General features: G+C 26.8%; 31 protein-coding genes. 24 read left to right on the top strand and 7 right to left on the bottom strand.

The window, feature by feature from the left end:
• Positions 1-170 precede the first annotated feature (170 nt).
• From QZ146_RS05055 to pfdA, 12 genes are all read left to right on the top strand, one after another.
• The gene (locus tag QZ146_RS05055) at positions 171-1268 is read left to right on the top strand and encodes a GTP-binding protein (protein WP_295722568.1); all 1098 of its coding nucleotides are present in this window, start codon (positions 171-173) and stop codon (positions 1266-1268) included.
• Between the two features lie 22 nt (positions 1269-1290).
• A complete protein-coding gene (locus tag QZ146_RS05050; RefSeq protein WP_295722567.1) occupies positions 1291-1875 on the top strand; it encodes an adenylate kinase family protein in 585 nt (194 codons plus the stop codon).
• 446 nt (positions 1876-2321) lie between these two features.
• Positions 2322-2693 (top strand): ribonuclease P protein component 4, encoded by a 372-nt coding sequence (locus QZ146_RS05045; RefSeq protein WP_295722566.1) that lies wholly within the window; start codon positions 2322-2324, stop codon positions 2691-2693.
• Positions 2686-2919: a YhbY family RNA-binding protein gene (locus tag QZ146_RS05040; protein WP_295722582.1), complete on the top strand. Its 234-nt coding sequence runs from the start codon at positions 2686-2688 to the stop codon at positions 2917-2919. Before QZ146_RS05045 ends, QZ146_RS05040 begins: the two co-directional genes overlap by 8 nt.
• Before the next feature lie 161 nt (positions 2920-3080).
• Complete coding sequence (locus QZ146_RS05035; RefSeq protein ID WP_295722565.1) at positions 3081-3521, top strand: 30S ribosomal protein S19e; 441 nt, start codon at positions 3081-3083, stop codon at positions 3519-3521.
• Between the two features lie 35 nt (positions 3522-3556).
• Positions 3557-3901: a DNA-binding protein gene (locus tag QZ146_RS05030; RefSeq protein ID WP_295722564.1), complete on the top strand. Its 345-nt coding sequence runs from the start codon at positions 3557-3559 to the stop codon at positions 3899-3901.
• Positions 3902-3906: 5 nt separating this feature from the next.
• Positions 3907-4491 carry a hypothetical protein gene (locus QZ146_RS05025; protein WP_295722563.1) on the top strand — a complete coding sequence of 195 codons (585 nt, stop codon included), beginning with the start codon at positions 3907-3909 and terminating at the stop codon, positions 4489-4491.
• A 56-nt stretch (positions 4492-4547) separates the two neighbouring features.
• On the top strand, positions 4548-4703 hold the full coding sequence (locus QZ146_RS05020) for a 50S ribosomal protein L39e (RefSeq protein ID WP_295722562.1): 156 nt from the start codon (positions 4548-4550) through the stop codon (positions 4701-4703).
• Between the two features lie 11 nt (positions 4704-4714).
• A complete protein-coding gene (locus tag QZ146_RS05015) occupies positions 4715-4981 on the top strand; it encodes a 50S ribosomal protein L31e (RefSeq protein WP_295722561.1) in 267 nt (88 codons plus the stop codon).
• A 56-nt stretch (positions 4982-5037) separates the two neighbouring features.
• Positions 5038-5712 (top strand): translation initiation factor IF-6, encoded by a 675-nt coding sequence (locus QZ146_RS05010; RefSeq protein WP_295722560.1) that lies wholly within the window; start codon positions 5038-5040, stop codon positions 5710-5712.
• Positions 5713-5740: 28 nt separating this feature from the next.
• The gene (gene rpl18a / locus QZ146_RS05005) at positions 5741-5965 is read left to right on the top strand and encodes a 50S ribosomal protein L18Ae (protein WP_295722559.1); all 225 of its coding nucleotides are present in this window, start codon (positions 5741-5743) and stop codon (positions 5963-5965) included.
• 12 nt (positions 5966-5977) lie between these two features.
• The gene (gene pfdA, locus QZ146_RS05000) at positions 5978-6415 is read left to right on the top strand and encodes a prefoldin subunit alpha (protein ID WP_295722558.1); all 438 of its coding nucleotides are present in this window, start codon (positions 5978-5980) and stop codon (positions 6413-6415) included.
• A gap of 255 nt (positions 6416-6670) precedes the next feature.
• Here the strand turns inward: pfdA and QZ146_RS04995 are convergent, their stop codons facing one another.
• Positions 6671-6883, bottom strand: a complete 213-nt coding sequence (locus tag QZ146_RS04995; protein WP_295722557.1) for a hypothetical protein — start codon at positions 6881-6883, stop codon at positions 6671-6673.
• 218 nt (positions 6884-7101) lie between these two features.
• Positions 7102-7236 (bottom strand): hypothetical protein, encoded by a 135-nt coding sequence (locus tag QZ146_RS04990; RefSeq protein ID WP_295722556.1) that lies wholly within the window; start codon positions 7234-7236, stop codon positions 7102-7104.
• An 824-nt stretch (positions 7237-8060) separates the two neighbouring features.
• Between QZ146_RS04990 and ftsY the strand changes: the two genes are divergently transcribed.
• Positions 8061-9548: a signal recognition particle-docking protein FtsY gene (gene ftsY, locus QZ146_RS04985; RefSeq protein WP_295722555.1), complete on the top strand. Its 1488-nt coding sequence runs from the start codon at positions 8061-8063 to the stop codon at positions 9546-9548.
• Positions 9549-9628: 80 nt separating this feature from the next.
• Here ftsY and QZ146_RS04980 read toward each other — a convergent pair whose 3' ends face one another.
• Complete coding sequence (locus QZ146_RS04980; RefSeq protein WP_295722554.1) at positions 9629-9829, bottom strand: tautomerase family protein; 201 nt, start codon at positions 9827-9829, stop codon at positions 9629-9631.
• A 165-nt stretch (positions 9830-9994) separates the two neighbouring features.
• On the opposite strand from QZ146_RS04980, the gene QZ146_RS04975 reads away from it, so the two are divergent.
• The 3 genes from QZ146_RS04975 to QZ146_RS04965 all read left to right on the top strand — a co-directional run bounded on the left by QZ146_RS04975 (position 9995) and on the right by QZ146_RS04965 (position 14331).
• Positions 9995-10450, top strand: a complete 456-nt coding sequence (locus QZ146_RS04975) for a deoxyuridine 5'-triphosphate nucleotidohydrolase (protein ID WP_295722553.1) — start codon at positions 9995-9997, stop codon at positions 10448-10450.
• A gap of 137 nt (positions 10451-10587) precedes the next feature.
• Positions 10588-12204 (top strand): thiamine pyrophosphate-binding protein, encoded by a 1617-nt coding sequence (locus tag QZ146_RS04970; RefSeq protein ID WP_295722552.1) that lies wholly within the window; start codon positions 10588-10590, stop codon positions 12202-12204.
• 378 nt (positions 12205-12582) lie between these two features.
• Positions 12583-14331 carry an Ig-like domain-containing protein gene (locus tag QZ146_RS04965; RefSeq protein ID WP_295722551.1) on the top strand — a complete coding sequence of 583 codons (1749 nt, stop codon included), beginning with the start codon at positions 12583-12585 and terminating at the stop codon, positions 14329-14331.
• A gap of 311 nt (positions 14332-14642) precedes the next feature.
• Here the strand turns inward: QZ146_RS04965 and QZ146_RS04960 are convergent, their stop codons facing one another.
• The 4 genes from QZ146_RS04960 to QZ146_RS04945 all read right to left on the bottom strand — a co-directional run bounded on the left by QZ146_RS04960 (position 14643) and on the right by QZ146_RS04945 (position 17599).
• Entirely contained in the window at positions 14643-14942 is a 300-nt protein-coding gene (locus tag QZ146_RS04960; RefSeq protein WP_295722550.1) for a hypothetical protein, read from the bottom strand.
• On the bottom strand, positions 14920-15372 hold the full coding sequence (locus tag QZ146_RS04955; RefSeq protein ID WP_295722549.1) for a DUF2953 domain-containing protein: 453 nt from the start codon (positions 15370-15372) through the stop codon (positions 14920-14922). The genes QZ146_RS04960 and QZ146_RS04955 overlap by 23 nt, the downstream gene beginning before the upstream one ends.
• Before the next feature lie 221 nt (positions 15373-15593).
• On the bottom strand, positions 15594-16025 hold the full coding sequence (locus QZ146_RS04950; protein WP_295722548.1) for a GerW family sporulation protein: 432 nt from the start codon (positions 16023-16025) through the stop codon (positions 15594-15596).
• A 425-nt stretch (positions 16026-16450) separates the two neighbouring features.
• A complete protein-coding gene (locus QZ146_RS04945; RefSeq protein ID WP_295722547.1) occupies positions 16451-17599 on the bottom strand; it encodes an alanine--glyoxylate aminotransferase family protein in 1149 nt (382 codons plus the stop codon).
• Between the two features lie 350 nt (positions 17600-17949).
• Between QZ146_RS04945 and QZ146_RS04940 the strand changes: the two genes are divergently transcribed.
• The 8 genes from QZ146_RS04940 to QZ146_RS04905 all read left to right on the top strand — a co-directional run bounded on the left by QZ146_RS04940 (position 17950) and on the right by QZ146_RS04905 (position 25178).
• Complete coding sequence (locus tag QZ146_RS04940) at positions 17950-18678, top strand: 6-hydroxymethylpterin diphosphokinase MptE-like protein (RefSeq protein ID WP_295722546.1); 729 nt, start codon at positions 17950-17952, stop codon at positions 18676-18678.
• Positions 18679-18908: 230 nt separating this feature from the next.
• Positions 18909-20027, top strand: a complete 1119-nt coding sequence (locus tag QZ146_RS04935; RefSeq protein WP_295722545.1) for an ORC1-type DNA replication protein — start codon at positions 18909-18911, stop codon at positions 20025-20027.
• An 835-nt stretch (positions 20028-20862) separates the two neighbouring features.
• The gene (locus QZ146_RS04930) at positions 20863-21333 is read left to right on the top strand and encodes an archease (protein ID WP_295722544.1); all 471 of its coding nucleotides are present in this window, start codon (positions 20863-20865) and stop codon (positions 21331-21333) included.
• A gap of 163 nt (positions 21334-21496) precedes the next feature.
• Positions 21497-22945, top strand: a complete 1449-nt coding sequence (locus QZ146_RS04925) for an RtcB family protein (protein ID WP_295722543.1) — start codon at positions 21497-21499, stop codon at positions 22943-22945.
• A gap of 100 nt (positions 22946-23045) precedes the next feature.
• Positions 23046-23804, top strand: coding sequence for an S-methyl-5'-thioadenosine phosphorylase (gene mtnP, locus QZ146_RS04920; protein ID WP_295722542.1), 759 nt, complete (start codon positions 23046-23048; stop codon positions 23802-23804).
• 156 nt (positions 23805-23960) lie between these two features.
• Entirely contained in the window at positions 23961-24155 is a 195-nt protein-coding gene (locus QZ146_RS04915; RefSeq protein WP_295722541.1) for a ferredoxin, read from the top strand.
• A 10-nt stretch (positions 24156-24165) separates the two neighbouring features.
• A complete protein-coding gene (locus QZ146_RS04910; RefSeq protein ID WP_295722581.1) occupies positions 24166-24732 on the top strand; it encodes a flavodoxin family protein in 567 nt (188 codons plus the stop codon).
• 104 nt (positions 24733-24836) lie between these two features.
• Positions 24837-25178: a NifB/NifX family molybdenum-iron cluster-binding protein gene (locus QZ146_RS04905; protein WP_295722540.1), complete on the top strand. Its 342-nt coding sequence runs from the start codon at positions 24837-24839 to the stop codon at positions 25176-25178.
• The last annotated feature ends 209 nt before the right edge of the window (positions 25179-25387 follow it).

The raw sequence follows: 25387 nt of genomic DNA, 5'->3' as shown, positions 1-25387 counted from the left end.
TTTTTTCAATTGATTATTAGATTATTTTAAATTCAATAGATTATTTTTAAAATTTTTATTCTAATCTTAAGTTTTATATATTTTAAAAGAAGAAATTATATTAATATATTATTTTTATATGGTTTTTAAAAACCTATTCATTTTTTAATTATTATTTATTTGGTGTAGTTATGAGTGATATAGATCAGAAGATAAAAGATATTGAGGATGAGATTCAAAAAACTCAGTATAACAAAGCTACTTCTCACCATATAGGTAAACTTAAAGCTAAGATTGCAAGACTTAAAGAAGAACAGATTAAAAGAAACAGTTCTGGTACTAAAGGTCAGGGTTTTTATGTTAAGAAATCTGGAGATGCAACTGCAGTACTTGTAGGTTTTCCATCTGTTGGAAAATCAACATTACTTAATGAATTAACAAATGCAGAAAGTAAAGTTGGCGCTTATCAATTTACAACATTAGATATCATTCCAGGTATTATGGAGTATAACAATGCCCAAATTCAAATATTTGATGTTCCAGGTATTATTACTGGTGCATCTGGTGGTAAGGGTAGAGGCAAAGAGATTTTAGCAGTTGCAAGGGATGCTGATTTAATTATCATAGTTCTTGATGTTTTAAATCCTCAGCATATTAATGTTATTTTAAAGGAAATTCATGATATTGGTGTTAGACCTAACCAAACCAAGCCTGATGTAAGGGTTAAAAAAACTGGTAGGGGTGGAGTAAAAGTATCTTCAACTATTCCATTATCAAAACTTGATGAGGTTACAATTAGGTCTGTATTAAATGAATATGGTATACACAATGCTAGTGTATTATTTAGGGAAGATATTAGTATAGATCAATTCATTGATGTTTTAGATGGAAATAAATCTTATGTTCCAATGATTATTCTTATGAACAAAACAGATTTAGTTGATGAGACTTACCTGAATCATATTAGAGAAACTATTCCTGATTTTATCCCTATTTCTGCTGATAAAAAACATAATATGGATTATCTTAGAGAAACTATTTTTAATAATTTAGGTCTTATTAGAGTTTATCTCAAACCTCAGGGAAAACAAGCAGATATGGAAGATCCTCTTATTATTAAAAGAGGCACTACTGTTATTGAAGCATGTGGTAAATTACATAGGGAATTTGTTAAAAACTTTAGACATGCTAAGATTTGGGGAACATCTGTAAAATTTCCAGGTCAAAAAGTAGGTCCAGATCATGTTCTTGAGGATGAAGATGTTTTAAGAGTTATTCTTAAAAAATAATTTTTTCAACTCTTGTGATTATATGATTAACAAAACAATATTTATTAGTGGTACTCCATGTACTGGAAAAACTACTATTTCACAAATTTTATTTGATAAATTAAATCTAAAAGAAAACTGGTATGTTAAGTTAATCAAAACAAATGAACTTGCATTTGGGAATGATTTAATATTAGGTAGAGACCCTGAAAAAGATTATAAGATTGTAGATATTGAAAACTTAGATAAAGCATTTAATAATCAAAAAAATGAATTCTTTAAACAAAACAAAAATAAAAATAAATTATTGATTTTTGAAGGTCACTTAAGTCATTTTTGCAGTGGTGCAGATAAAGTAATTATTTTAAGAGCCCACCCAGATAAATTAAAAATCCGACTTAGTGATAGAAACTACACCTCCTCTAAAATTAATGAAAATCTTTTATCTGAGGCTTTAGCAGTATGTTCTGTTGAAGCATATGAAAAATATGGGGATAATACCTGTGAGATCGATGTTACAGATAAAAGTCCTGAAGACGTTTTAGATATAATATGTAAAATTATCTGTCATGATTTATCCTATCCTGTTGGCGAAGTAGATTTTATTGAATGGGTATTAAAAAAATGATACTGTTAATTTTTAGCAAGAATTATATTTAATTTTCTTTAATTTTTATTTAAAATTAGCTTTTAATATGGTCAATATATTTTTATTTTATTATTTTTATATTGAATTTAACTTTTTATACATTATTTGAATAATTAAAGCTTATTTAATTATTAAATTTATTTTTTGCTTTTTTTATGAATTTATTATAAGTATTTGTCTATTTACAAAAGCTTTTTAATAAGCAAAAATATATAAAATAATGGAACTTTTTATTGTAATATGCTTTTTATAGTAAAGCTTTTTATATAGAAAAAACATATTCATTCTTAATATTCTTCTTGTATATTATGGTTTTATAATATCGTTTAGAATTAGTTTTTATTTCTTTAAAACCTTTTAAAACTATTAAAAGATTTACAATTCTATTTATAGAAGTTTATATTCCATTTATAAGAGGGGTATGTTTGAGTAGAGGAAAAAGACCAAAATGGATTTTAAAGATTGCAAATGAAAGGATTAATATTCTTTTTGATATGGCAGAAAATGAGTTTTTCACTCATCCTGAAAGATCTCACAGATATGCTGAACTTGCACTTAAAATATCCACTAAATATAATATTAAAATTCCTGCTCAATGGAACAAGCGATACTGTAAAAATTGTCACAAGTTCCTTTTTCCGGGCCAAAACTGTTCAATCCGGCTAGTTGACAGTACTGTTAACATTAAATGTTCAGAATGCGGCCATATCATGAAAATTCCTTATATTAAGGAAATAAAATCAAAGAGGAGAGCTAAAATTGACTCATACATTAACAAAAAAAGAAATTATGAATGAAGCTCTTTCCGCTATAACAATTAACATTGGAAAATCTGGTGTAAATGAAAATGTAATTGATGAGGTTAAACGTCAATTAAAATCCAATGAAGTTGTTAAATTAAAATTTGCTAGATCTATAGCAAAAAATAAAGATGATTTTATAAGCGACATTGTAAGTGCAACTAATTCAGAATTAGTTGATGTTAGAGGACATGTTGCTATTATTTATAAGAAAAAATCTTAATACTCATTTTGAGTTACAAACTTATTTTTCTTTAGCATAAGACTAAATTTAAGTTTAATTTGAGGATCATATTAAGAATTTCTATCTATTTAACAAATCTTTTTAAATATATTAGAATTTAACTTAGTTATTTTCTATAAATAAATATATGGAGAATTAATATGAGTACTGTATATGATGTACCTGCAGAGGTATTAATCAATCACCTCGCAGATGAATTTAAAAACAATAATGATAAAATTCAATCACCTGAATGGTCTCGTCTCGTTAAAACTGGTGTTCATAAAGAAAGAAAACCAGTTAATGTCGATTGGTGGTATGTAAGATGTGCAGCTATCTTAAGAAAAGTATATATAGCTGGTCCTGTAGGTGTTAGAAGTTTAAGAAGGTCTTTCGGTGGTAAAAAAGACCGTGGTGTCCGCCCTGAAAAATTCAGATTAAGTAGCGGTTCTATAGTTAGAGTAGCTTTACATCAATTAGAAGATGCAGGGTATGTTGAAAAAGTTGAAGGTGGAAGAGTTGTAACTCCACAAGGACAATCTTTCTTAGACAAAACTTCTGCTGAATTAATAAAAGATATTCCAGGACTTGAAAAATATTAAATTTATTTTGATTGAAAAGATATGGAGATTTGTATATGAGTGAACTTGAAGATATTCGTCGTAAGAAAATGGAGGAATTACAAAAACAACAAGCTCTTGCAAATGAACAAATGCAACAGCAAGTTGAACAGCAAGCTCAGCAAGAACAATTAGAAGCTCAGCTTAATCAAGCTGTTAAACAAATCATGACTCCTGAAGCTCGAAGCAGATTAGCCAATCTTAAGTTGACTAGACCTGAATTAGTCCAACAAATTGAAATTCAATTAATTCAATCTGCTCAAGCTGGTAGTTTAAAAGGAAAAGTAACTGATGATCAACTAAAAGTTTTATTATCACAATTAGCTGGTCAAAAAAGGGAAATGCGTATTACTAGGAAATAATTTTTATGAAAGCTTGTGTATTGTATAGTGGCGGTAAAGACAGTTCTCTTATGGGACTAATTCTTAAAAGGTTAGGCTTTGAAGTAGAGCTTGTTACTGCAAATTTCAATGTATATGATTCCTATATTCCTGCAAAATTATCTGCAAAATCATTAGATATGCCTCATCGTGTTTTAAGCTTAGATAAAAAGATTTTACAAGATGCTGTTAATATGATTATGAATGATGGATTTCCAAATGAGGGAATTAAATATATTCACAAAGAAGTAATTGAGGCTGCAGCATTAGAGTATCCTGTTGTTGCTGATGGGACTCGTAGGGATGATAAAACTCCTAAACTTAATAAAGATCAAATTCAAAGTTTAGAGGCAAGGAAAAATATTCAATACATAAATTTAGATAGTTTTGGTTTTAAAACTATTAATACCTTGGTTTCATCATTATTCAAGGTAAAAAAAGAAAAGAGCAATAAAGACAATAGTTCTGATTATGAGGTTGAAATTAGAATATTAATTGATGAGGTGGGAGGAAATTCTAGTGAAATTTTCCCAGAACATTATCAGACTAATGTTGTCGGATTAAAAGATTGAATTATAGATTGTTCCGTATCAAAATAAAAATAATGATTATATATTATGGTGAGAATATGAGTAGAAATAAACCATTAGCTAGAAAATTAAGAATGGCTAAAGCAACAAAACAAAATAGAAGAATTCCTATTTGGGCTTACGCTAAAACTAATCGTAAATTAAGATACAGACCTAAGCCTAGAAATTGGAGAAGAAATAATCTTAAATTATAGGGGTGTTTAATATGGCAGAAAATTTAGAAAGAGTTTACACAATACCTCTTCGTAACGTTAAAAACGTTAAAAGGACTATAAGAGCTCCTAGGGCTATTAGAGAAGTTAGAAACTTTTTAATGAAACATATGAAAGTTGAAGATATTGTCATTGATGCTTCAATTAACGAAAAAATTTGGGAAAGAGGAATACAAAAAATTCCATCTAAAATCAAAGTAAAAGCTACTGTTATTGAAGAAGATGATGAAAAATATGTTAAAGCAGTTCTTGCTGATTAGACTTTCAACTTGTTTTTTAAGTATGTTCATTATTTAATTTAATAAGGTAAATAATAATGTTGAAAAGAATTAATCTTACAGGAAATCCAAATCTTGGTGTATATATAGCTGTTAATGATGATGTAGCTATTGTTCCTCACAATATTTTAGATTCTAGATTAGAAGATTTAAAACAAGCTTTAGATGTAAATATTGTTATAAGTTCAATTGCTGGATCTAACTTAGCTGGTGCATTAATGGTGGGAAATTCAAATGGTTTTATAGTTTCTCCCCAAATATTTGAAAAGGAATTAAATGCTTTAAAAGAAGCAGGTATTGAAAATATTGCATTATTACCAGATAAATACACTGCAGTTGGTAATATTCTTGCAGCTAATGATAATGGGGCAATAGTTAGTCCTAAAGTTTCAGATAATGCTATAAATGTTATTGAAGAAACATTAAATGTTGATGTTGAAAAATCTACCATTGCAGGTTATGATATAATTGGTTCTTTAATGGCTGTTACTAATAAAGGATTTCTTATTCACAAAGATTCTAAGCCTGATGAAATTACTTTTGTTGAGAAGGTATTTGGTGTAGAAGGTAATATTGGTACTGTTAATAGAGGTCTTCCTCTAGTTGGTGCTTGTTCTATATCTAATTCTAAAGGAGTAATAGTGGGTGAAGACACTACTGGCCCTGAAATGGCTAGGGTTGAAGAATCTTTAGGATTTTTAGATTCATTTTAAATATATTTTATCAAAATGAGGGATTTATATGCAAACTAAAATTTATAGAGTAAAAGGTAAATTTGTTATGGGCTCACAGACTCAAAAATTTACTAAAGAACTTAAATCATTTAATGAAAAAGACATCTATGAAAAAATTTACTCTTTATTCGGTAGTCAACATGGAATAAATAGGAATCAAATAGATATTCAAGAAATAAAAGAAATCACTCCTGATGAAGTTGAAGATCTTGTTCTTAAAGGTATCTTATAAAAGGTGTTTTTTATGGATGATCAGCAAAAGTTACAACAAATGGTAAGTGAACTTTCTGCTTATCGTAATCAAGCAGAATTATTACAACAACAAGTAGAAGCTATTCAAGCATCACTTGCTGAGCTTGAAGTTTTAAAAACTACTATTGATGATATGGCAGGTAAAGGTTCTGCCGAATCTTTAGTTCCTATTGGTGGTGGAGCTTTTATGGAAGGTGAAATTACAAACACTGATTATGTTGTAATGAGTATTGGTGCTGGTATTGCTGTAAAACAGACTGTTGATGAAGCTAAAGTTACAATTGATTCCCAATCTGAGGAATTAAAAGAAAACTTGGACAATACTTTAAAATCTTTACAACAAGTTACTGATGTTATTGCTCAACTTCAACCCGCTGCTGAAAAGTTGTCAAAGAATTTACAACTTGATGCTCAGTTATCTGGACAATAATCCTACACCTTTTCTTTTATTTTTTAATTTTCTTTTTTAATTTTTTTTAAATCTTTAAACAAACTTTTTTTATAATTAATCTATTTATCAATTATTTTTTTTAGAAACTATTACTTTTTAAACTAATATTTTAAAATATAATCCATATTTTTAAAATAGAAAATATTTAAATCTATTTATATTAAAAAAATTTATTAAAATAAGATTAAATAAAAAAATGGAAAAAAAAATGGAAAAATTTTTAAATATTCCAATTTATTTTACAACTTTCAATGTACCTTTTCCAGTAGATTGATTATATGTTGCTGGGGTATTATAAGTTACAGTGAATTTATAGTTACCTTTTTTGTTTAGTTTTAGTGATTTAATTTTTGCTGCATTAAGTGTTAGTGTAGCTATTCTTTTTGAGTTGGTTTTTACTTTAAATGTTTTATTTTTTATTTTAAAGTAGATTACTTGATTTTTCATTACTTTATTTTTACTATCTTTTTATGTAGCAGTTAATTGCATTTTTTTAGCAGTACTTTTATAGGATTTTTGTGAGGTTTTAACATTTACTAATTTACTTGCTTCTTTGTTTATCTTTATTTTCGCTGTTTGATTGGACCTCTATGATTTTCATCTCCATTAAAGATTACTAAAATACTGTGTGTACCTAAACCAATTTTTTTTTAATTGTGAACTGCTTATTGTAATTTTGCAAGTCCTAATGGGTCACTTAGAGCAGTTCCAATTATTAAATCATCTACTGTAAATGTAACATTAACATTTGAAAGATTGGTATTAACAGTCGCTGAATACCTGCCCTTAGGAATATCCATATCATTTGTTTAGAATTTCATTTTCTTCACTCTTAACATTAATATCATTATTGTTTGATGTTGTTTGAATATTTTCTCCATGTTATGTTAAACTAATGCTTTCATAGTTTTCAACATCATTTGCAGAAACTCAACCTAAAGATATAATCATAATTAAAATTAAAGTTCCTGCTAAAAATAGTTTTAACTTAATATTAACAACCCTCTTATTAATATAAATAGTTATTTACAATATTTTATGGTTTAATTTAATTTATATTATATATTCGCTTAAATAAACAATTTATTAACCTTCATACAATTTCATAATATTTTTAATAATTTTTTAAATATATTCACTTATCTTATGATTTTTCAAAGTCTTATCTTAATAAGCACGGAAAAATTATAAAACACATATTTTTAAATAATTTTAAACTAATTTTTTTTCAAAATTTTTTCTTATCATTATTTGAATTTACCAATAGTTTATTTTTATATTTATCATGTAATTGCATATTTTTATTTAATACAATTTCAATTTAATGAAATTTTATGTATACTCATTATTGTTAATATATTGAGATGCACATATATATCATCCTAAATTAATATTTTTAGAATTTTATTAGTTTTTTTATTTTTTTCAGTTTAAATTTTAAAATCATAAAATTATAATATTATTAAAATTAAAATTAAACATAATTAAAATTATTATTAAATTTAAATTTAACTTAATTAAATTCTTAATTTCAAATTTTTATATTAAATTTATTATTTAAATTTCATTTATAATTCTTATAGATTATTCATTGGATAAATATTTTTTTAAGGAAGGTAATAACTTGTTTGAATCATTAAAAAAGAGATTTTCTAGAACTAGTGATAAATTAACTGATAAGGTTACTGAAGAAGCTAAAGAAGAAAATAACATAGAACTTATAGAAACAGAAGAAATCGAAGAGGATATTTCAAAAAAAGACATTGATGATGAAGATGCTGAATGGGAAGCTATTTTCGATGATGAAGATGAAGATGATGAGAAAGAGGAAGAGGTTTTAGAAGAAAAATCAGGATTTTTTTCAAGATTTTCACCTAATAAAAATAAAAAAGATAAAAATTCTTCAAAAGGGGAAGTTAAAAAAGATAGATTTGCTGAAGCTTTAGCTGAACAAGAAGCTAAAAAAGAAGCTGAAGAATTAGGTATCGAAGCTCCTAAGAAAAAACATTGGTATAGTAGAAGTAAATCTTCAGATGATAAAGTGGAAGATGATGACTTTGATGAAAATTACTATAAATCTGATTATGTAGATGAAGAGGATTCTAAAAAACACTGGTATAGTAGGAAAAAAGAGAAAGATGATCCTATCAGTGATAAATTTAAGGATGAAATTTCTGCAAAGGATATCTTTGATGAGATTGTCGAAGAGGAAAATAGTGATGATAAAGATAAAGGAAGGGGTGTTTTTTCATTTTTAAAAGAAAAAACAATCTCTGAAGATGATGTTGAAGATATTTTATTTGAACTTGAAATTGGTTTACTTGAAGGGGATGTTGCAATAGATGTTGCAAATGAAGTAGTTGAATCTGTAAAAGAAGACTTAGTTGGTCAAAAAATTAAAAGAAGTAGTGATGTTGAAGAATATACTTATAAAGCTCTTCAAAAAGCTATTGCTAAAATTATTAATGTTGAAGGTAAATCAATGACTGAAATGCTTGAAGATAAAGTTAAGGAAGGTAAACCTTTAGTTGTAATGTTAGTAGGTATTAATGGTACGGGTAAAACTACTACTATTGGTAAATTGGCTAATTATTACCTTAAAAAAGGTTATAATCCAGTTATCGCTGCTTCAGACACTTTTAGAGCAGGAGCTATTGAACAAGTAACTCATCATGCAGATAATGTTGGTGTAAAAATTATTAAACACCAAAAAGGATCAGATCCTGCTGCTGTTGCATATGATGCTGTAGAACATGCCACAGCTCAAAATAAAGAGTTAGTATTAATTGATACTGCAGGAAGAATGCAAACTAATACTAATCTTATGGATGAGATGAAAAAAATTAAAAGAATTGCAAAACCAGATCTTGTTATTTTTGTAGGTGATGCATTAACTGGTAATGATGCTACAGAGCAGGCTAGAAAATTCAATGAAGCTATTGATATTGATGGTGTAATTTTAACTAAAGCTGATGCTGATGCTAAAGGTGGAGCTTCCCTATCAATTGGTTATGTAATTCAAAAACCTATACTTTTTTTGGGTGTAGGTCAAGGTTATGATGATATTAAAGAATATAGTGCAGAATGGATGTTAGACCAATTATTCTCCTAAATTCTTTAGTTTTTAAATTGTAATTAATCATTTTAATATTATTTAATTTTTTAAATAAAAAATAGAGTAAGCTATTAAACTTACTCATCAATATTACTTAAGATTTCTCCTCCAACACCAATGTCATCACGAGGGTATCGAGGGTATGCTTGGATTAAAACAGTTGTAGTGCTTATTGGCAAATCATATGCATCTGCTACAATTTGACTAACTTCTTTAATCATTTTTTCTTTTTTTTCTTTACTAATTCCTGGATTTCCTGCAATTGTTATTACTGGCATTTAATCACCTTTTTTATTTAATTTTAAAAAACTATACTATTATAAATTATTTTCTATAAAATATAATATATAATGTATTTAATATTAATTCTAATTTATTAATATTAAAAATTTACTTATTGTAAAATTCATTTTTAGTTTATGTTTTAAAATTATGGTGATTTAATGTTGGGAGAAAGTGAACTTAAAAAATTATTTCCAGATTTTGCTGAATTAATACAGCCTTCAGGTATTGATTTGGCTTTAGATGAGATGTATATACAAAAAGGGTCAGGTTCATTAATAGATAATGATAAAAATTTACCTGAAGTGGAAAAATTAGAAGGTCCTATTTATACTCTTGAACCTAACTGTGCATATATTGGAAAAATTGATAGGAAAATTAAAATTCCTAAAGGATATACAATGTTGTATTATCCAAGGTCTACTCTTTTAAGATCTTTTGTTTCTGTTCAAACAGCAGTAGGAGATCCTGGTTTTTATGGATCTTTAAAATTTTTATTAATTAATCATGGAAGTTTTCCATTTAAAATTAAAAAAGGAGATAGAATAGCACAGGCTGTTGTATTTGATGTTGTAGGTTCTGGAGAATATAATGGTTCTTATCAAGAAGAAGAATAATTTATTATTTAACATTCACTTTTAAATTTAATATAATTAATTTATTATTAATTTAACTTATTTAATTTAATTAATTTTAATTTTAATTTTAATTTAATTTAATTTAATTCAATGACTTAATGTTATAGTGGGATATTATGAATACTGCTGAAGTTTTAGTTAAAATTTTAGAAGATACAAATGTAGCTCATATATTTGGTCATCCCGGTGAGCAAATACTTCCAATGTATAAGGCGCTTGAAAAATCATCTATAAAGCATATACTTACAAGACATGAACAAGCAGCAGCACATGCTGCAGATATGTATGCTCACTCTACGGGTAATTTTTCTGTATGTATGTCTACTGCATCACCAGGTGCATTAAATTTTGTTATGGCTGTTGCAACTGCCTATAAGGATAATAACTCTGTTTTAGTTTTAACCGGAGATAATCCATATAAGGAAAGGTTAGAAGATAATTTTCAATCCTTTGATTTACCAGAGGTTTTTGAAAATATTACTTTTAAAAATTATGCTCCATCAAATGGGAGAGAAGCTATTTTAGCTTTAAAAGAAGCTATTGAAATATTTAAAAAAGAGCCTCGTGGCCCTATTCATATTAATCTTCCAAAAGATGTTTTAATGGAAGATGATGTTGAAAGATTTATTGATTCTCCAATTAATTATAAAACAGATTATAACTATAATCAAATGAATCTTTTAATTAATATGATTAACTCATCTAAAAAACCATTAATTATTGGAGGTTCTGGAGTTATATGGGCTAATGCATGCCATGAGTTAAAAGAATTTGCAGAGAAAAATAATATTCCTATTTCAACTACTTATCCAGCAAGAGGTATAATTGATGAGAATAATCCAATTAATTTAGGTTTAGTTGGTATAAGGGGAAGTTCAATGAGTAATTTTGCATACTTACATTCTGATTTAATAATTGTTTTAGGATCAAGACTATCAGAACGCACTACAATATTGTCTTCTAAATTAAATAACTTTGAACAAAAAGTTGTTCATGTTAATATTGATAAATCTGTACTTAAAGGTAAAGTTAAAATTAATGGTGATGTATCTTATGTTTTAAAAGAATTAAATTCTATTGACTTTAATTTAAATAATAAAAAATGGTTAGGTGAGATTAAATCTAATGATACGCCTTTGATTGTTGATGGAGTTTATGATAAATCTCTGCCACTAAGGCCACAATCTGCTATTCAAACAATATATGATAATATTGGTGATAGTTATGTAATGGGTGATGCAGGTTCTCATGCTACATGGGCAATGTTACTGGCTCATCCTGATAAATATGGTAAATTTTCATATTCTGGAGCATTATGTCCTATGGGTATGGGTCTTCCAGGAGCAATAGGAATATCTTTAGCTCATCCGGGGGAGAAGGTTGTTGTAATTAATGGGGATGGTGGTTTTCAAATGTGTATTGAAGAACTTGCAACAATCAGAGAATATAATCTTCCAATAATTATAACTTTAATTAACAATAATCAATTAGGCATTATTCGCCAATGGGAAGAGAATATTGATGAAAATTTCAGATATGAGGTTGATTTAAAAAATCCTGACTTTTTGACAATTGTAAAAGGATATGGAATTGAGGGTGAAAGAGTAAATACTAATGAAGAAATAGAAACAGCTATTAAAAAAGCTATGGGTATGAATGGACCTTACTTCATTGAAATAAATAGCAGGGAAGAAAATATTCCACTTCCTAATTTATTCATACCTGATTTTTAAGTTTTCAGCCTCTTGAAATACAAAGCATAAATTAGGCACTCTACTATTTTTTAGAATGTGAATGATTGCTGTATTTTCCCCTTTAAAATTATATAATTTTATTTTGTATATGTAAATTTTTGAATAATAACTCTAAAAATAGGTAAATATATATAATTGGTTCAAAATATGTTAGTATAGTAATAATATTAATTTTTTATTTCTTTTTTTATATGGACATAAAATGTTAATATTATTTAATTATTTATTGTATAATATTTTAAGAAATTTTTATACAATGTATTTTTTCTTAAAATATTATGTTTAAAAATTTTTTTTTGGAGGATAATTTAGTAATGAAATTTTATAAAAAAAATGTTTTTTATATTTTTAGTGTTAATGATATTTGTTTCAATATCTTCAATATCAGCTGTTGATAGTGATATGGATATTGCTAAATCTGATTTACCAGATGCTACAATAGATGATGGGGATATTGATGATGGAAATAATATGCCAGATTCTGAGGTAGTTGATGAGGATACTGAGGATGGAAATAATATGCCAGATTCTGAGGTAGTTGGAGAAGATACTGATGATGGTGTTGATGTGACTGATTCTGATGATGATTCTTCATCTGCAAGTCTGGATACTGATGCTAATAATGAGAGGACTACGACTAAAATTACAAGTGAAAGTAGTACTTATGTTGGTAAACCTATCGATATTAAGGGTGTTGTTATAGGTAGCGATTTAATGCCTGTTTGTCAAGGTGATCTTGGATTAGAAGTTCGAAAGGATGGAGAGGTTGTTGTTAGGACTGAATTAACTTTAGACGAAGAGGGTTCATTTAGTTATTCTTGGGATCCTTCTGTTGCTGGTAGTTATGTGATTACTGCTGAGTATCGAGGTACTAGTGAATATGGATCTTCTATTGCAATTCAGGATTTTGAAGTTACTGGTGGGGAGCCACTTCCTACTGATACTACTATTAATAGTGGTAATACTACTAGTGTTGGTACACCTATACATATTGATGGTCGTGTTACTTCACCTGATTATGTTGATGGTAATCTTTTGTTGTTAATTAAAAACTTAGCTTCTGGTAATGTTGTTGTTAATACTAATTTAACTTTAGACGAAGATGGTTCATTTAGTTATTCTTGGGATCCTTCTGTTGCTGGTCTTTATTTGATTACTGCTAATTATTTAGGTACTAGTGAATATGAACCTTCTTCTGCAAGTCAGTATTTTGAAGTTACTGGTGGGGAGCCACTTCCTACTGATACTACTATTAAGAGTGGTAATAGTACTAGTGTTGGTAAAGCTATCAATATTAATGGTGGTGTTTCTCCTTCTGGGCCTGTACCTATAACTAATGTTAATTTTGCTGATGTTGATGGTAGTGTTCAGTTATTAATTAAAAACTTAGCTTCTGGAGCTGTTGTTGTTAATACTAATTTAACTTTAAATAAAGGTTTATTTAGTTATAATTGGAATCCTTCTGTTGCAGGTCTTTATTTGATTACTGCTAATTATTTAGGTAATAGTGAATATAATGCTTCTTCTGCAAGTCAGAATTTTGAAGTTAAAAAGGGTACGGATTTAGAATTAATAGTTAAAAATGTTAATATGTATTATGCTGATGGTACAAAACTTGTAGTTAAAGTAGTGAATTCTGCTGATGTACCTCAAGCTAGTGTGACTGTTAATGTTAAAATTAATGGTAAAACTCATAAGCTTATTACTAATAAAAAAGGTTTAGCATATTTAGCAATTAATTTAAAACCTAATACCTATAAAGTTGTAACTACTATTCCTAAGACTAGTGTTAAAAAACAGTCTACTGTAACTGTTAAAAAATGGAAAAAATCTTTAACTAAATTAACAGTTAAAAATTTAGTTAAAGTTTATAAATCATCTAAAAGGTTTTATGTTTCTTTAAAATATAAACGTGCTCCGATTGCAGGCCAATTTATTACTGTTAAAGTTTCTAAATATACTTATAAGATTAAAACTAATAGTAAAGGTATTGCAAGTTTAGGAATTCATTATTATCCTGGCGTTTATAAAGCTAAAGTTTCTGTAAACATAGCTGGAGTAAAATTATCTAAAAACGCTAAGATAGTTGTTAAAAAAAGAGCATAATCAATAAAATTTTTAATTTTAGTCTTTAATAAAATGGAGTTTTTATTATTTAATATTAACTTCTATTTTATTAGAGTATTTTCTTAATTTTAGTGTCTTAGTTTATATGATTTATTTTTTGAGTGGATACATATATTTTAATTTTTACCTTTTTTATAGAAATTATATATTAATCTTTATTATATTCACTTAATATTGTATAATTTCAGTATCTTTTCTAGTTTTTTAAATATCCTAAGGATAGTAGATAGATTTTCTAATTTTTCATTATATTTATATTATGGATTAATCTTTTACTATTACAATTAAAATCAATATTCTAATTTCTCATTATACTTTTTTATGATTTCTTTGGTGTATTTTTCATAGTCATCATCAAAAAATATTAGATAATATTCATATTCGGTGTCATTCTTTTTTTTAAGTTTTTCTTTAAATAAAAATGCTAATGGATCGATTGTTGCACTTGGAACATATTCATTATAAAATATTATGCTTGCAATATAAACAGGATGAATTATTTTGTTTTCTATAATTATCTCATCACCAAGGATAATTTCATCATAAAATGAAAAATCATCATTTTCTTTAATTTTCTCTTTTATGTCCATCTTTTTTCCTCGGATTCATTTTTATGAGTTTTATTACAATATCTCTTGTAGGATTTTTCATAATTATTTTTAAAATTTTTATTATAGGAATCAGTAAACTTAGTTTAAAATTAGTATCAATTGTAAATTCCAGATAAAACTTATTCCACACAGGATCTACTGTAATTTTTGTATTTTTACCTGAATTAAGTATTCCTGTTATTGTCCATAAAAATCCACCAATCTCAGCAGTATCTACAGGGCTTTCTAATCCATAAATAATTGTCCCTTCTGTTTTTGAATGTTTTATGGAATTTTTAATAATTTTAACAATTTCTATAAATGGTTCTTTATTTGCAATTATATCATTTATTAAATCTTTATTATCTTCATATTTTTCCTTAAGTGTTTTTTCGTTCTTTTCATCACTTTCATCTTTTTCTTTGCCCATCAAATCTTCTTTAGCGGAAATTTCTTTTTTAATGATTTTTATTTTTTTAAAAATATATATCTCAAATTTCCCATAAAATTTTTCATGAAAATTTAGAAAAATACGAATTTTTAGTCCAATAATTAGGAATATTAGAATTAATATGAGTATTATACAAATTATATATAATAATATTGTTAAAATACTCATTTAATCCCTACTTTTAATTTTAAATACTCTTCTTATTCAGCATCATATATATTTGATGTTGATTCATCTTCAGAGTTGTTTTCTTCACTTTGACTGTATTGCCATTCGCCTTCAGTATATTCTCCATTAGGTCCTATAAAATTAGAAATTAAATCAGTTATAATTAAACTTAAATTACTTAATGATTTGTTTAAACTATCTTCTTTTTTAATATCAAGTACTCTTATGCCCTCAGTACCTTCCAGGCCTTTGGAGACAACAACCATACTTATAGGTTCAACTCCTCCTCCAGCTCCGGTTGCTTCTAGATCTTTTGCTCCTCCAGTACCAAATCCGAAGCCCATTTTCACAACAGGGATTAATATTTTATCTTCAGTTTCTATAGGATCACCAATAATACTATTACTGCTAATTAGTTTATTTAATTCATTTAAGGTAGTTTTTATTGTTTCTTCATTTGACATTTTATTTCCCCAAATTATTATTTTAGAAAATTTTCTCATTAAAATACTTATTGTTTAATTATATATAAAAATTATTTATTATAAAAAAATATCTAATTAATTGTATATAAAATCTTATTAATCATATATAAAAAATTTTTATTTTAAAGATAAAATTATTTGTTTTAAAATAGGTAACTCTACAACAATACAGTGAATATTAACTTTTTTTTATTTATTTTCCATTGTAACTCTGATTTGGATTTTTAGTCTTATGTTAGTATTACTCAACTTTTGTTTATTTATTTGTTAGTCTTTAATATTATTGTGTAATTTTCTGTTTTAGTTTATTTTATTATTTATATACTTAGATAAAAATTAGTTATCCTACAGGAGTTTAAGCATATTAAAAAATTTATTTAAAAAAATAGAAGTGAAGGATATAATTATCCTTCTAAAAATACATCAGCTAATGCAGTTACACCTGCACCAGGTTCAATATCTTTACCGCATTCTTTTAAGGTCATACCTAATGCTGTAAAAGTCATAGCTAATTCTTTATAATTAACTACTCCCATATGACCTATTCTGAAAATATTACCTTTTAGATGATCTTGACCGCCTGCTAATTGGATTTTGTATTTGTTTAACATAGTGCCTCTAACATCACTATCGCTTAATCCTTCAGGCATTTTTACTGCGGTAACAGTACTGGAAGCACATGATTCTTCAGCAAATAATTCAAGACCTAATGCTTTTACAGCACTTCTGGATGCTTTAGCATTTAAATGGTGGCGTGCCACCCTATTATCTAATCCTTCTTTTTCAATATCATTAAGAGCTTCTTTTAATCCATAAATTAATGATACTGATGGAGTATATGGAGTTTGTGCAGGATCTTTATTTCCATTATCTCTGTATTTCTTCATGTTGAAATAATATGTTTTAGCATCAGTTTCATCAACTGCTTTCCATGCATCATCACTTAATGTAATTGCTGCAAGCCCTGGTGGTGCTGCTAAACATTTTTGAGAGCCAGTTACACAAACATCGATTCCAAATTTATCAACATCTACATAATCTCCACCAAGGGAGGATACAGTATCTACAACATATAATGTATCATAATTTTTCATAACTTTACCAATTTCTTCAATAGGTGCAGCTACACCTGTAGATGTTTCGTTGTGCACTACACTAACAACTTTAATATTTTCATCAGCTTCAAGTGCTGTTTCAATTGCTTTAGGAGTTACAGCTGTTCCCCATTCAACAGCTAATTCTTCAACGTCAATTCCATGGATTTTTGCAATATCTGCAAATCTTTCTCCAAATTTTCCACCAACAACACTTAAAATTTTTTCTCCAGGACCAGCTATGTTTGATATAGCTGCTTCCATTGCACCAGTTCCAGATGATGTAAGAATGTAAGATTGATTATTGGTTTTAAACACTTTAGACATTCTTTCACAAGTTTCATTATATATTACTCCGAACTCATCTCCTCTGTGATTTACAATATCTTTAGACATTGCAGCAAGCACATTTGGAGCTACATTTACAGGTCCTGGGAGCATTAATAATGTATTATCCATATAAAATTTCCTCCATTAGATTCAAAAAGCTTGATTAATAGGTTTTAATTTTAGAATTTTTTTTAAATTTCAACCTAATTAAATTTTTTATTTATATAATATTAAAGTTTTTTGTTTATTTTTTATTCAATTTTCTTTCTAATTTTTCAGTATTTTTAGAATATTGTTTAATATTTATTAATTAAAATTTTCATTTTAATAATATTTCCAACTTTTACGATTATTTTTTAAAATAAATCCAAATTAAATTTATACATAATCTTAAAATTAAACTAAATAACTATAATTTTGCCAATATTTTTCAATTAATTTAATAAATTTTATTTATATAAAATTAGAAAAATAATATTATGAATTATGATGAATGGGAAAAATGGTATGAAAGAATTTTAGATGATTTTAATTTTTCTAAAGTTGATGATGAGGATTCTGCAAAACTTTTAAATCAAATCCTTATGGAAGAAGGATATATTACTATTGATGATTTAAAGAAGGATATTGTAGATTTTAAAAATACAGATAAATTTATTGTATTTGGGGCAGGACCTTCAATTAAACAACATATTAAATATATTAGGGAAAATTATAACTTGGAGGATTATGTTTTAATATCTGCTGATGGTGCTACTACTGCACTTTTAGAATTGCATATTGTTCCAGATATAATTGCTACTGATTTAGATGGAAATATGGATGATATTTTAGCTGCTAATTTTAGAAATGCATATTTGGTTGTTCATGGTCATGGTAATAATAAAGATTTAATTAGAAAATACACCTCATTTTTAGATAATGTAATGGGAACTACCCAATCAAAACCTGAGGGATGTCTTTATAATTTTGGAGGATTTACTGATGGTGATCGTGCAATATTTTTAGCATTAGAATTAGGTGCCAAATCTATTATTCTTGCTGGAATGGATTTTGGAGATATTGTAACTAAATATTCAAGACCTAATAATAAATTAGATTTAATGGATGCTGATGAGATTAAAAAGAAAAAATTAAAATATGCTGAAGAATTAGTTAATTGGATAAAAGATAATGTTAGTGTAGAATTAATTAATTTATGTGATTAAATTAAATTAATTATTTTTTCAATTTATTTAAATTTTAAAAAATTATTTAAGCTTAATTAATTATAATTTTTAAATGTAATAATAAAAACTTAAATTATTTATCATATTATTAGTTATTAAATTAATTTTAATTATTAAATTAATTTTATTTTTTAATTTTATTTATTTAGATAATTTTAATTTAAGTATTTTAAATATATGGTTTATAATATTAAAAGTGGGGGATTGTTATGGGAATTGAAGATATTTTAATGCATGATGAAACAATTTTCAGAAATAGTATGGTTTTTAATCCAGATTATACTCCTCAAGATTTTGAATTTAGGGACAGTCAAATGGAAGCAATGGCTATGTCTATTAGACCTGCATTACATGAAGGAAGGCCTGTAAATTCTATAATCATGGGGCCATGTGCAACTGGTAAAACTACAGCAGTTAAAAAAGTATTTGAACTAGTTGAGCAAACTTCAAATAAGATTGTTTGTTGTTTTATTAATTGTCAGCTTCACACAACTCCATTTAGTATTATGTCCCAAATATTTAATAAGATTTTTAAACATAATCCTCCAGAAACTGGGGTTCCTTATTCTAAAATTTATCAGCAAGTCATGGATCATTTAGTAAAAGAAGATAAATCATTAATCGTAGCATTTGACGATGTTAACTATCTTTTCCAAGGTAATAATGCTAATAAATTATTTTATGATATACTTAGAGCTTACGAGGAATTTCCTGGTGTTAGGACAGGTTTATTTGTTATATTATCAGATTTAGAATTTAAATATGCATTGGATAAAAATGTTAACACTGTTTTTATACCTCAGGATATTGTTTTCCAACCATATTCTAGATTAGAACTTTTAGAAATTTTAACTAAAAGAGCAAAAGCTGGTTTCTTTGAAGGTGTAATATCAGATGAAATTCTTGAAGAGATAACTGACTATGCATTAGATAGTGGAGATTTAAGAGTAGGTATAGATTTATTAAAGGTATGTGGTAATATTGCAGAGTCAAATGCATCACCTAAAATTACATTAGACTATCTCAAACAGGCAAAAAATCAACAAGTTTCAGTTAATCTTGTAGAAACTTATAAATCATTAAGTGATGTTGAAAGACAATTATTAAAAATAATTGCAGAAAATAATAAAGTCTTAACTGCAGGAGAATTATCTGAAAAATTTAAAAATAGTACTGGTTTAAGTTATGCCACATTTAACAGAACCCTGGATAAACTAGAATTTTTAAGATTAATAGACACAAAACTTACGGGTAAGGGTGTCCGGGGAAATTCAAGACAAGTTTTAATTAGATTTAATCCGGAGGATATTAAATCCTTGGATATTTAATTAACATTTTTGTTGGGAAATGTTTATATTGATTTGCGTCTATCAATCTTATTCTATAACTTATTTTCATTAAATAAATTATCATAAAAAAAATTAGAAATATTAGTATAAAACTAATATTCTAGAATTAAAAACTATCTATGTATAATCTACATAATACTCATTTAATAATTACTTAATTTACTATTTACTTATTTTTTTAATAATTTATTAGTTTTTTAATCTATAATCAGTTAGTTATATATTCATTAAGGTGGCAATACATTTTAAGTTAAGCTTTAGAATTTTTAAATTTTAAACATTGATTAATAAATTTTTAAAATGAATTAGTGACATATAACTTGTTCTATTAATTTCTAATTTAATTATTAAAGTATTTCAATAATTTCTTAGAATTTAACAATTAACTAATTATTTAAATTAAATTAACCAAATATAAATTATAAATTGCATGGAACTAATAGTTTAATTAGTAATGCTTAGAGTATTGGGTTTGGTATTACAAAGAAAATGTAAAACAATAATATGTAGGATTATACTCTAACAATAGATAGTACTGTAAAAAGCAATACTAAAAAAGCCATTAGTATTACCATGCAAGATTGAATATTTATATTATTATCGACTATTATGTCATATAAGGATGTTTTTTTCCTTAAATCTGCATTTAATTTTGTATCATTATATTTGAACATATTAATCACTCACTACTTTTAGTGTGTTAAGGAGCATATTTAAAGAAAATCTGAGAGAGCTTATGAAAACTAATATTTTTTTAAAAATTTCTAAAAAATAATTTAATTAAATTATGTATTAACTTAAATACAGTGTTATTATGAATAGAATTAATAAAAAAACAACGGATTTTAGAAAACCATATAAATTTTTTGATGTCACAGCAGATATTGGATTTTTAGCATATGGTAATGGTTTAAATGAGGCTTTTGAAAATGCAGGTCTTGCAATGTTTAACATTATATCTAATACAGATAATGTGGAGGCTATAAGAGAAGAAAATATAGAGGTTTTATCTGAGGATTTAGTTTCACTACTTTATGATTATTTGGAAGAATTATTGTTTTTACATAATGTTGAATTACTTTTATTTTCTGATTTTAATATTAATATTGAAAAAATCCAAACAACATCACAAAACCAATACAAATTAACTGGGACTGTTAGGGGTGAAGAAATAAATTGGGATAAAAAACATATGAGAGGCTCAGAAGTTAAAGCCATAACATTTCACATGATGGAAGTTAAATGTGATAAGTTTTGTAAGGTCCGTGCTATTTTAGATTTATAAAATTAGAAATTTTATAGTATAATAAATATTAAGTATTGTAAAATAAAATAATAAATTAATTAATTAATTTTTAAATTTTTATATTAAATTATATTCCTTTAATAATTTAGTTTTAAATCAAATTTATTTCATTAATCTTATAAAAAAAATATTAAGTGGTTATATGAGTGTAAAAGATGAAATTGTAAAAGTTCGTGATAATGTTTGGGAAATTCCAAGTAGTTATAAAAGAGAAATGAGGGTTCCTGGACGTTTATATTTAGATGATGATGGATTTGAAAATCTTGAGGAAGGTGCAATTGAACAGGTTGCAAATGTTGCATGTCTTCCAGGCCTTCAAAAGTATTCTATAGGACTTCCAGATATTCATTTTGGTTATGGGTTTAGTATTGGAGGGGTTGGTGCTACAAGTACTAGAAATGGTGTAATCAGCCCTGGAGGTGTAGGTTTTGACATTAACTGTGGAGTAAAAATGATTAGAACTAATCTTACAGAAGAAGAAATTAAACCTAAAATCAAACAATTAACAGAAACTTTATTTAAGAATATTCCATCTGGAGTTGGAAGTAAAGGTAAATTTCATCTTAAAGAAAACCAGGTTGATGATGTATTAAAATATGGTGCTGAATGGGCTGTTGATCATGAATTTGGATGGGATGATGATTTAAAATTTTTAGAGGAAAATGGTAGAATATTGGATGCAGATCCAAGTTTAGTTTCTGATAAGGCTAAAAGACGAGGAATTCCACAATTAGGTTCTCTTGGTTCTGGAAATCACTTTTTAGAAGTTCAAAAAATAGATGAAATTTATAATGATGAAGCTGCAAAAGTATTTGGACTTAATGATGGAAACATTACTGTTATGATTCATAGTGGTTCACGTGGATGTGGACATCAGGTATGTTCTGATTATTTAAGATTAATGGATAAAGCATATAAAAAATATGAAGTTAATATTCCGGATAGACAACTTGCATGTGCGCCAGTTGACTCTAAAGAAGCTCAAAATTACCTCAAAGCAATGTATGCTGCAGCTAATTATGCATGGGCTAATAGACAAATGATGACTCATTGGGTAAGAGAGTCCTTTGAAACTATATTTAAAAAATCTGCAGATGAAATGGGTATGACAACTATTTATGATGTGGCACATAATATTGCTAAAGTTGAAACTCATAAGGTTAGAAAATCTACTCAGGAAGTTATTGTTCACAGAAAAGGTGCAACCCGAGCATTTGGTCCAGGTAGAATAGAAGTACCTAAAGATTATCGAAGTATTGGTCAGCCTGTATTAATTCCTGGAACAATGGGTACTTCTTCTTATATTCTTCATGGGACTGATTTAGCTATGGAAGAAACATTTGGTTCTACTGCACATGGTGCTGGAAGAGTTTTATCTAGAGCTAAGGCTAAAAAACAATTCACTCCAGAATCCATTCAAAAAGAAATGGCAAGTAAAGGCATAGAACTTAAAGCTAATACTAAACCGGTTATTGCAGAAGAAGCACCGGGAGCATATAAAAATGTAGATTCCGTTGTTAAAACTTCAGATAAAGTAGGAATAGCAAAATTAGTAGCTAAAGTTAGTCCTATTGCAGTTACAAAAGGATAATTTTTATTCTTATTTCTTTTAATTTTTTTATTTATTGATTTTTAATAATATAATTTTAATAGTTTAATTTTTAAATAAAATTTTTTTTATAGGTGATATTTTGATAGGTATTATTGGTGGAAGTGGAGTTTATGAAATAAGCAATATTGCAGATTCTATTGAAGAGAAAACTGTTGATACGGAATATGGTTCTGTTGAAGTTAGTATACTAGATATTAACTCAAAAAAAGTTGCTTTTATTCCTCGTCATCAAAAAGGACATAAAACTCCTCCACATATGATAAATTATAAAGCTAATATACAGGCTTTAAAAAATTGTGGAGTTAATCAGATTATAGCTACAAATGCAGTAGGTTCTATGAATTTAGACATGCCTCCGGGTACTTTTGTTCTTGTAGATGACTTTTTGGACTTTACAGTTTTAAGAGAGAAAACTTTCTTTGATGATGAAGTACATCATATGGATCTGTCACAACCCTATTGTTCTCGTTTAAGGAATGTTATTTTATCATGTGCAGATGATAATGAAAGTATTATTGATCATGGTACTTATGTATGCACAGATGGGCCTAGATTTGAAACCGCCTCTGAGATAAAAATGTTTAAACTTTTGGAATGTGATGTGGTAGGTATGACAGGTCTTCCTGAAGTAGTACTTGCAAGAGAAAAGGAAATGTGTTACCAGGCAATATGTATTGTTACTAATTTTGCAACTTCCATATCTGAAGATCTTTTAACATTTGAAGAAGTTAAAGAGATTACGAGTAAGAAAAATAAAGCATTATTAAATTTACTTCATTCAATTATTTTAAATTTAGATGATGATTTTGATTGTTTCTGTTTAAATGCATTAGAATAATAAAATTTTTTAATTCTCAATTAAAAAATTTTTTATAATTTTATAATTTTATAATTTTGGATATTTTTATTAACTAAGAACTTAATATTTATTATTAATTAATATCGTTATTTAATTTAAAATAAATTTAATAGGCATTTTTTTAGAGGTGTAATTATGGTACAAATAATAATAGATCATGCTAAATGTGATGGAGAAGATGAGTGTGGAGACTGTGTAGATTTATGTACTATGGAAGTTCTCTCTTGGGTAGATGGTAAAGTTGAACCTGTAGACATTGATGAATGCAGTTTATGTGAAACTTGTGTGGATTTATGTCCTAATGAATGTATTAAATTAATCGATGATTAAGGGTGATACAATCTCAAAAGTTATACTTTTATGTGGTAGTCCTCGTAAGAAAGGAAACACTATGGGCATATTAAAATTATGTGCAGAAGAAATTGAAAAACAAGGAGTGGAAGCAGAAATTTTAACATTAGTGGGTCAGGATATTCGCTCATGTATTGCATGTAATAAATGTGGTGCTTCTGGAAAATGTGTTTTCAATGATGAGGTAAATGAAATAGTTGAAAAACTTAAAGAGGCAGATGGTTTTATTCCTGCAGTTCCAGTATACTTTGGAACAGCTCGTGGAGATATTATGGCTGCACTTCAAAGAATTGGTAAAATATCTAGAAGTGGAGATCAATTCCTTTCTTGGATGGTTGGGGGACCAATTGCTGTTGCAAGACGCGGTGGTCAAACATTAACCTTACAAGAAATGTCAATGTTTTTTATAATTAACGAAATGATTATTCCTGGAAGTACATATTGGAATATGGTTTTTGCAGGTGAAGAAGGTAGTTTTGTTGATGATGAAGAAGGAATACAAACTGTTAAACGTTTTTCTGCTAATGTTGCAAAATTAATAAATAAAATTAAATGATAATTTTATTTTATTTTATTTTTTTAAATTTATTTTCTTATTTTCATTTTAATCAAGTTTTTTTATTATTTCTTATTTATTATTATATTTATTTGTGTGTTTTTATGAAATTTGCTGTTGCATCAAGTGATGGAGAAAATATAGATTTACATTTTGGTAAAGCCAGTTCTATTTGCATATTTGATTATGATAATGGAGATATGGAACTTTTAGATAAATATGAACTTGATATTGATGAGGATAAACATCATCAAGGTTCAATTATTGTTGATTTTTTAAACAATCATAATATAAAAACAATATTTGTTCTTCAAATAGGATTCAAATCAAAAATTAAGGTAGATGATGCTGGTATTAAAGTTGTTGTAGATGAAGGATCTATTAAAGAAGCAGTTTCAAAATATGTAAATCATCTTAAATTTATGGAAAAACCTATAGAATTTTGATTTTTCCATTTCAATAATCATTATTTTAATTTTTATACCTTAAACTATAATTATAGAAAAATTTCTATTTTTAATCTTACTTATTTTTAAAAATTTTTATTAAAATTTTTCAGGCTTTGTCATTTTGTTAGTTGGGATTTTATTTTTTTCATCCATCCATTTTTTCTGTTGAATATTTGGTTAAATATACCTTGTTTTGTTCTAAATCT

It is taken from the genome of uncultured Methanobrevibacter sp. (assembly GCF_905235195.1).
Classification (GTDB): Archaea; Methanobacteriota; Methanobacteria; order Methanobacteriales; family Methanobacteriaceae; genus Methanarmilla.
This window is presented reverse-complemented; position numbering and strand designations above follow the sequence as displayed.

Bases quoted from the DNA above. Each gene is read 5' to 3' on its own strand.
- QZ146_RS05040 (WP_295722582.1), top strand. From the start codon at position 2,686: ATGAATGAAGCTCTTTCCGCTATAACAATTAACATTGGAAAATCTGGT.
- QZ146_RS05015 (WP_295722561.1), top strand. From the start codon at position 4,715: ATGGCAGAAAATTTAGAAAGAGTTTACACAATACCTCTTCGTAACGTT.
- QZ146_RS05025 (WP_295722563.1), top strand. From the start codon at position 3,907: ATGAAAGCTTGTGTATTGTATAGTGGCGGTAAAGACAGTTCTCTTATG.
- QZ146_RS04960 (WP_295722550.1), bottom strand. From the start codon at position 14,942: ATGGACATAAAAGAGAAAATTAAAGAAAATGATGATTTTTCATTTTAT.
- QZ146_RS05030 (WP_295722564.1), top strand. From the start codon at position 3,557: ATGAGTGAACTTGAAGATATTCGTCGTAAGAAAATGGAGGAATTACAA.
- QZ146_RS04990 (WP_295722556.1), bottom strand. From the start codon at position 7,236: ATGGATATTCCTAAGGGCAGGTATTCAGCGACTGTTAATACCAATCTT.
- rpl18a (WP_295722559.1), top strand. From the start codon at position 5,741: ATGCAAACTAAAATTTATAGAGTAAAAGGTAAATTTGTTATGGGCTCA.
- QZ146_RS05055 (WP_295722568.1), top strand. From the start codon at position 171: ATGAGTGATATAGATCAGAAGATAAAAGATATTGAGGATGAGATTCAA.
- QZ146_RS05020 (WP_295722562.1), top strand. From the start codon at position 4,548: ATGAGTAGAAATAAACCATTAGCTAGAAAATTAAGAATGGCTAAAGCA.
- pfdA (WP_295722558.1), top strand. From the start codon at position 5,978: ATGGATGATCAGCAAAAGTTACAACAAATGGTAAGTGAACTTTCTGCT.
- QZ146_RS04975 (WP_295722553.1), top strand. From the start codon at position 9,995: ATGTTGGGAGAAAGTGAACTTAAAAAATTATTTCCAGATTTTGCTGAA.
- QZ146_RS04930 (WP_295722544.1), top strand. From the start codon at position 20,863: ATGAATAGAATTAATAAAAAAACAACGGATTTTAGAAAACCATATAAA.
- QZ146_RS04970 (WP_295722552.1), top strand. From the start codon at position 10,588: ATGAATACTGCTGAAGTTTTAGTTAAAATTTTAGAAGATACAAATGTA.
- QZ146_RS04965 (WP_295722551.1), top strand. From the start codon at position 12,583: ATGATATTTGTTTCAATATCTTCAATATCAGCTGTTGATAGTGATATG.
- QZ146_RS04995 (WP_295722557.1), bottom strand. From the start codon at position 6,883: ATGAAAAATCAAGTAATCTACTTTAAAATAAAAAATAAAACATTTAAA.
- QZ146_RS05035 (WP_295722565.1), top strand. From the start codon at position 3,081: ATGAGTACTGTATATGATGTACCTGCAGAGGTATTAATCAATCACCTC.
- QZ146_RS04925 (WP_295722543.1), top strand. From the start codon at position 21,497: ATGAGTGTAAAAGATGAAATTGTAAAAGTTCGTGATAATGTTTGGGAA.
- QZ146_RS04940 (WP_295722546.1), top strand. From the start codon at position 17,950: ATGAATTATGATGAATGGGAAAAATGGTATGAAAGAATTTTAGATGAT.
- QZ146_RS04905 (WP_295722540.1), top strand. From the start codon at position 24,837: ATGAAATTTGCTGTTGCATCAAGTGATGGAGAAAATATAGATTTACAT.
- QZ146_RS04915 (WP_295722541.1), top strand. From the start codon at position 23,961: ATGGTACAAATAATAATAGATCATGCTAAATGTGATGGAGAAGATGAG.
- QZ146_RS04935 (WP_295722545.1), top strand. From the start codon at position 18,909: ATGGGAATTGAAGATATTTTAATGCATGATGAAACAATTTTCAGAAAT.
- QZ146_RS05010 (WP_295722560.1), top strand. From the start codon at position 5,038: ATGTTGAAAAGAATTAATCTTACAGGAAATCCAAATCTTGGTGTATAT.
- QZ146_RS04955 (WP_295722549.1), bottom strand. From the start codon at position 15,372: ATGGGCAAAGAAAAAGATGAAAGTGATGAAAAGAACGAAAAAACACTT.
- QZ146_RS04980 (WP_295722554.1), bottom strand. From the start codon at position 9,829: ATGCCAGTAATAACAATTGCAGGAAATCCAGGAATTAGTAAAGAAAAA.
- QZ146_RS05050 (WP_295722567.1), top strand. From the start codon at position 1,291: ATGATTAACAAAACAATATTTATTAGTGGTACTCCATGTACTGGAAAA.
- QZ146_RS04950 (WP_295722548.1), bottom strand. From the start codon at position 16,025: ATGTCAAATGAAGAAACAATAAAAACTACCTTAAATGAATTAAATAAA.
- QZ146_RS04945 (WP_295722547.1), bottom strand. From the start codon at position 17,599: ATGGATAATACATTATTAATGCTCCCAGGACCTGTAAATGTAGCTCCA.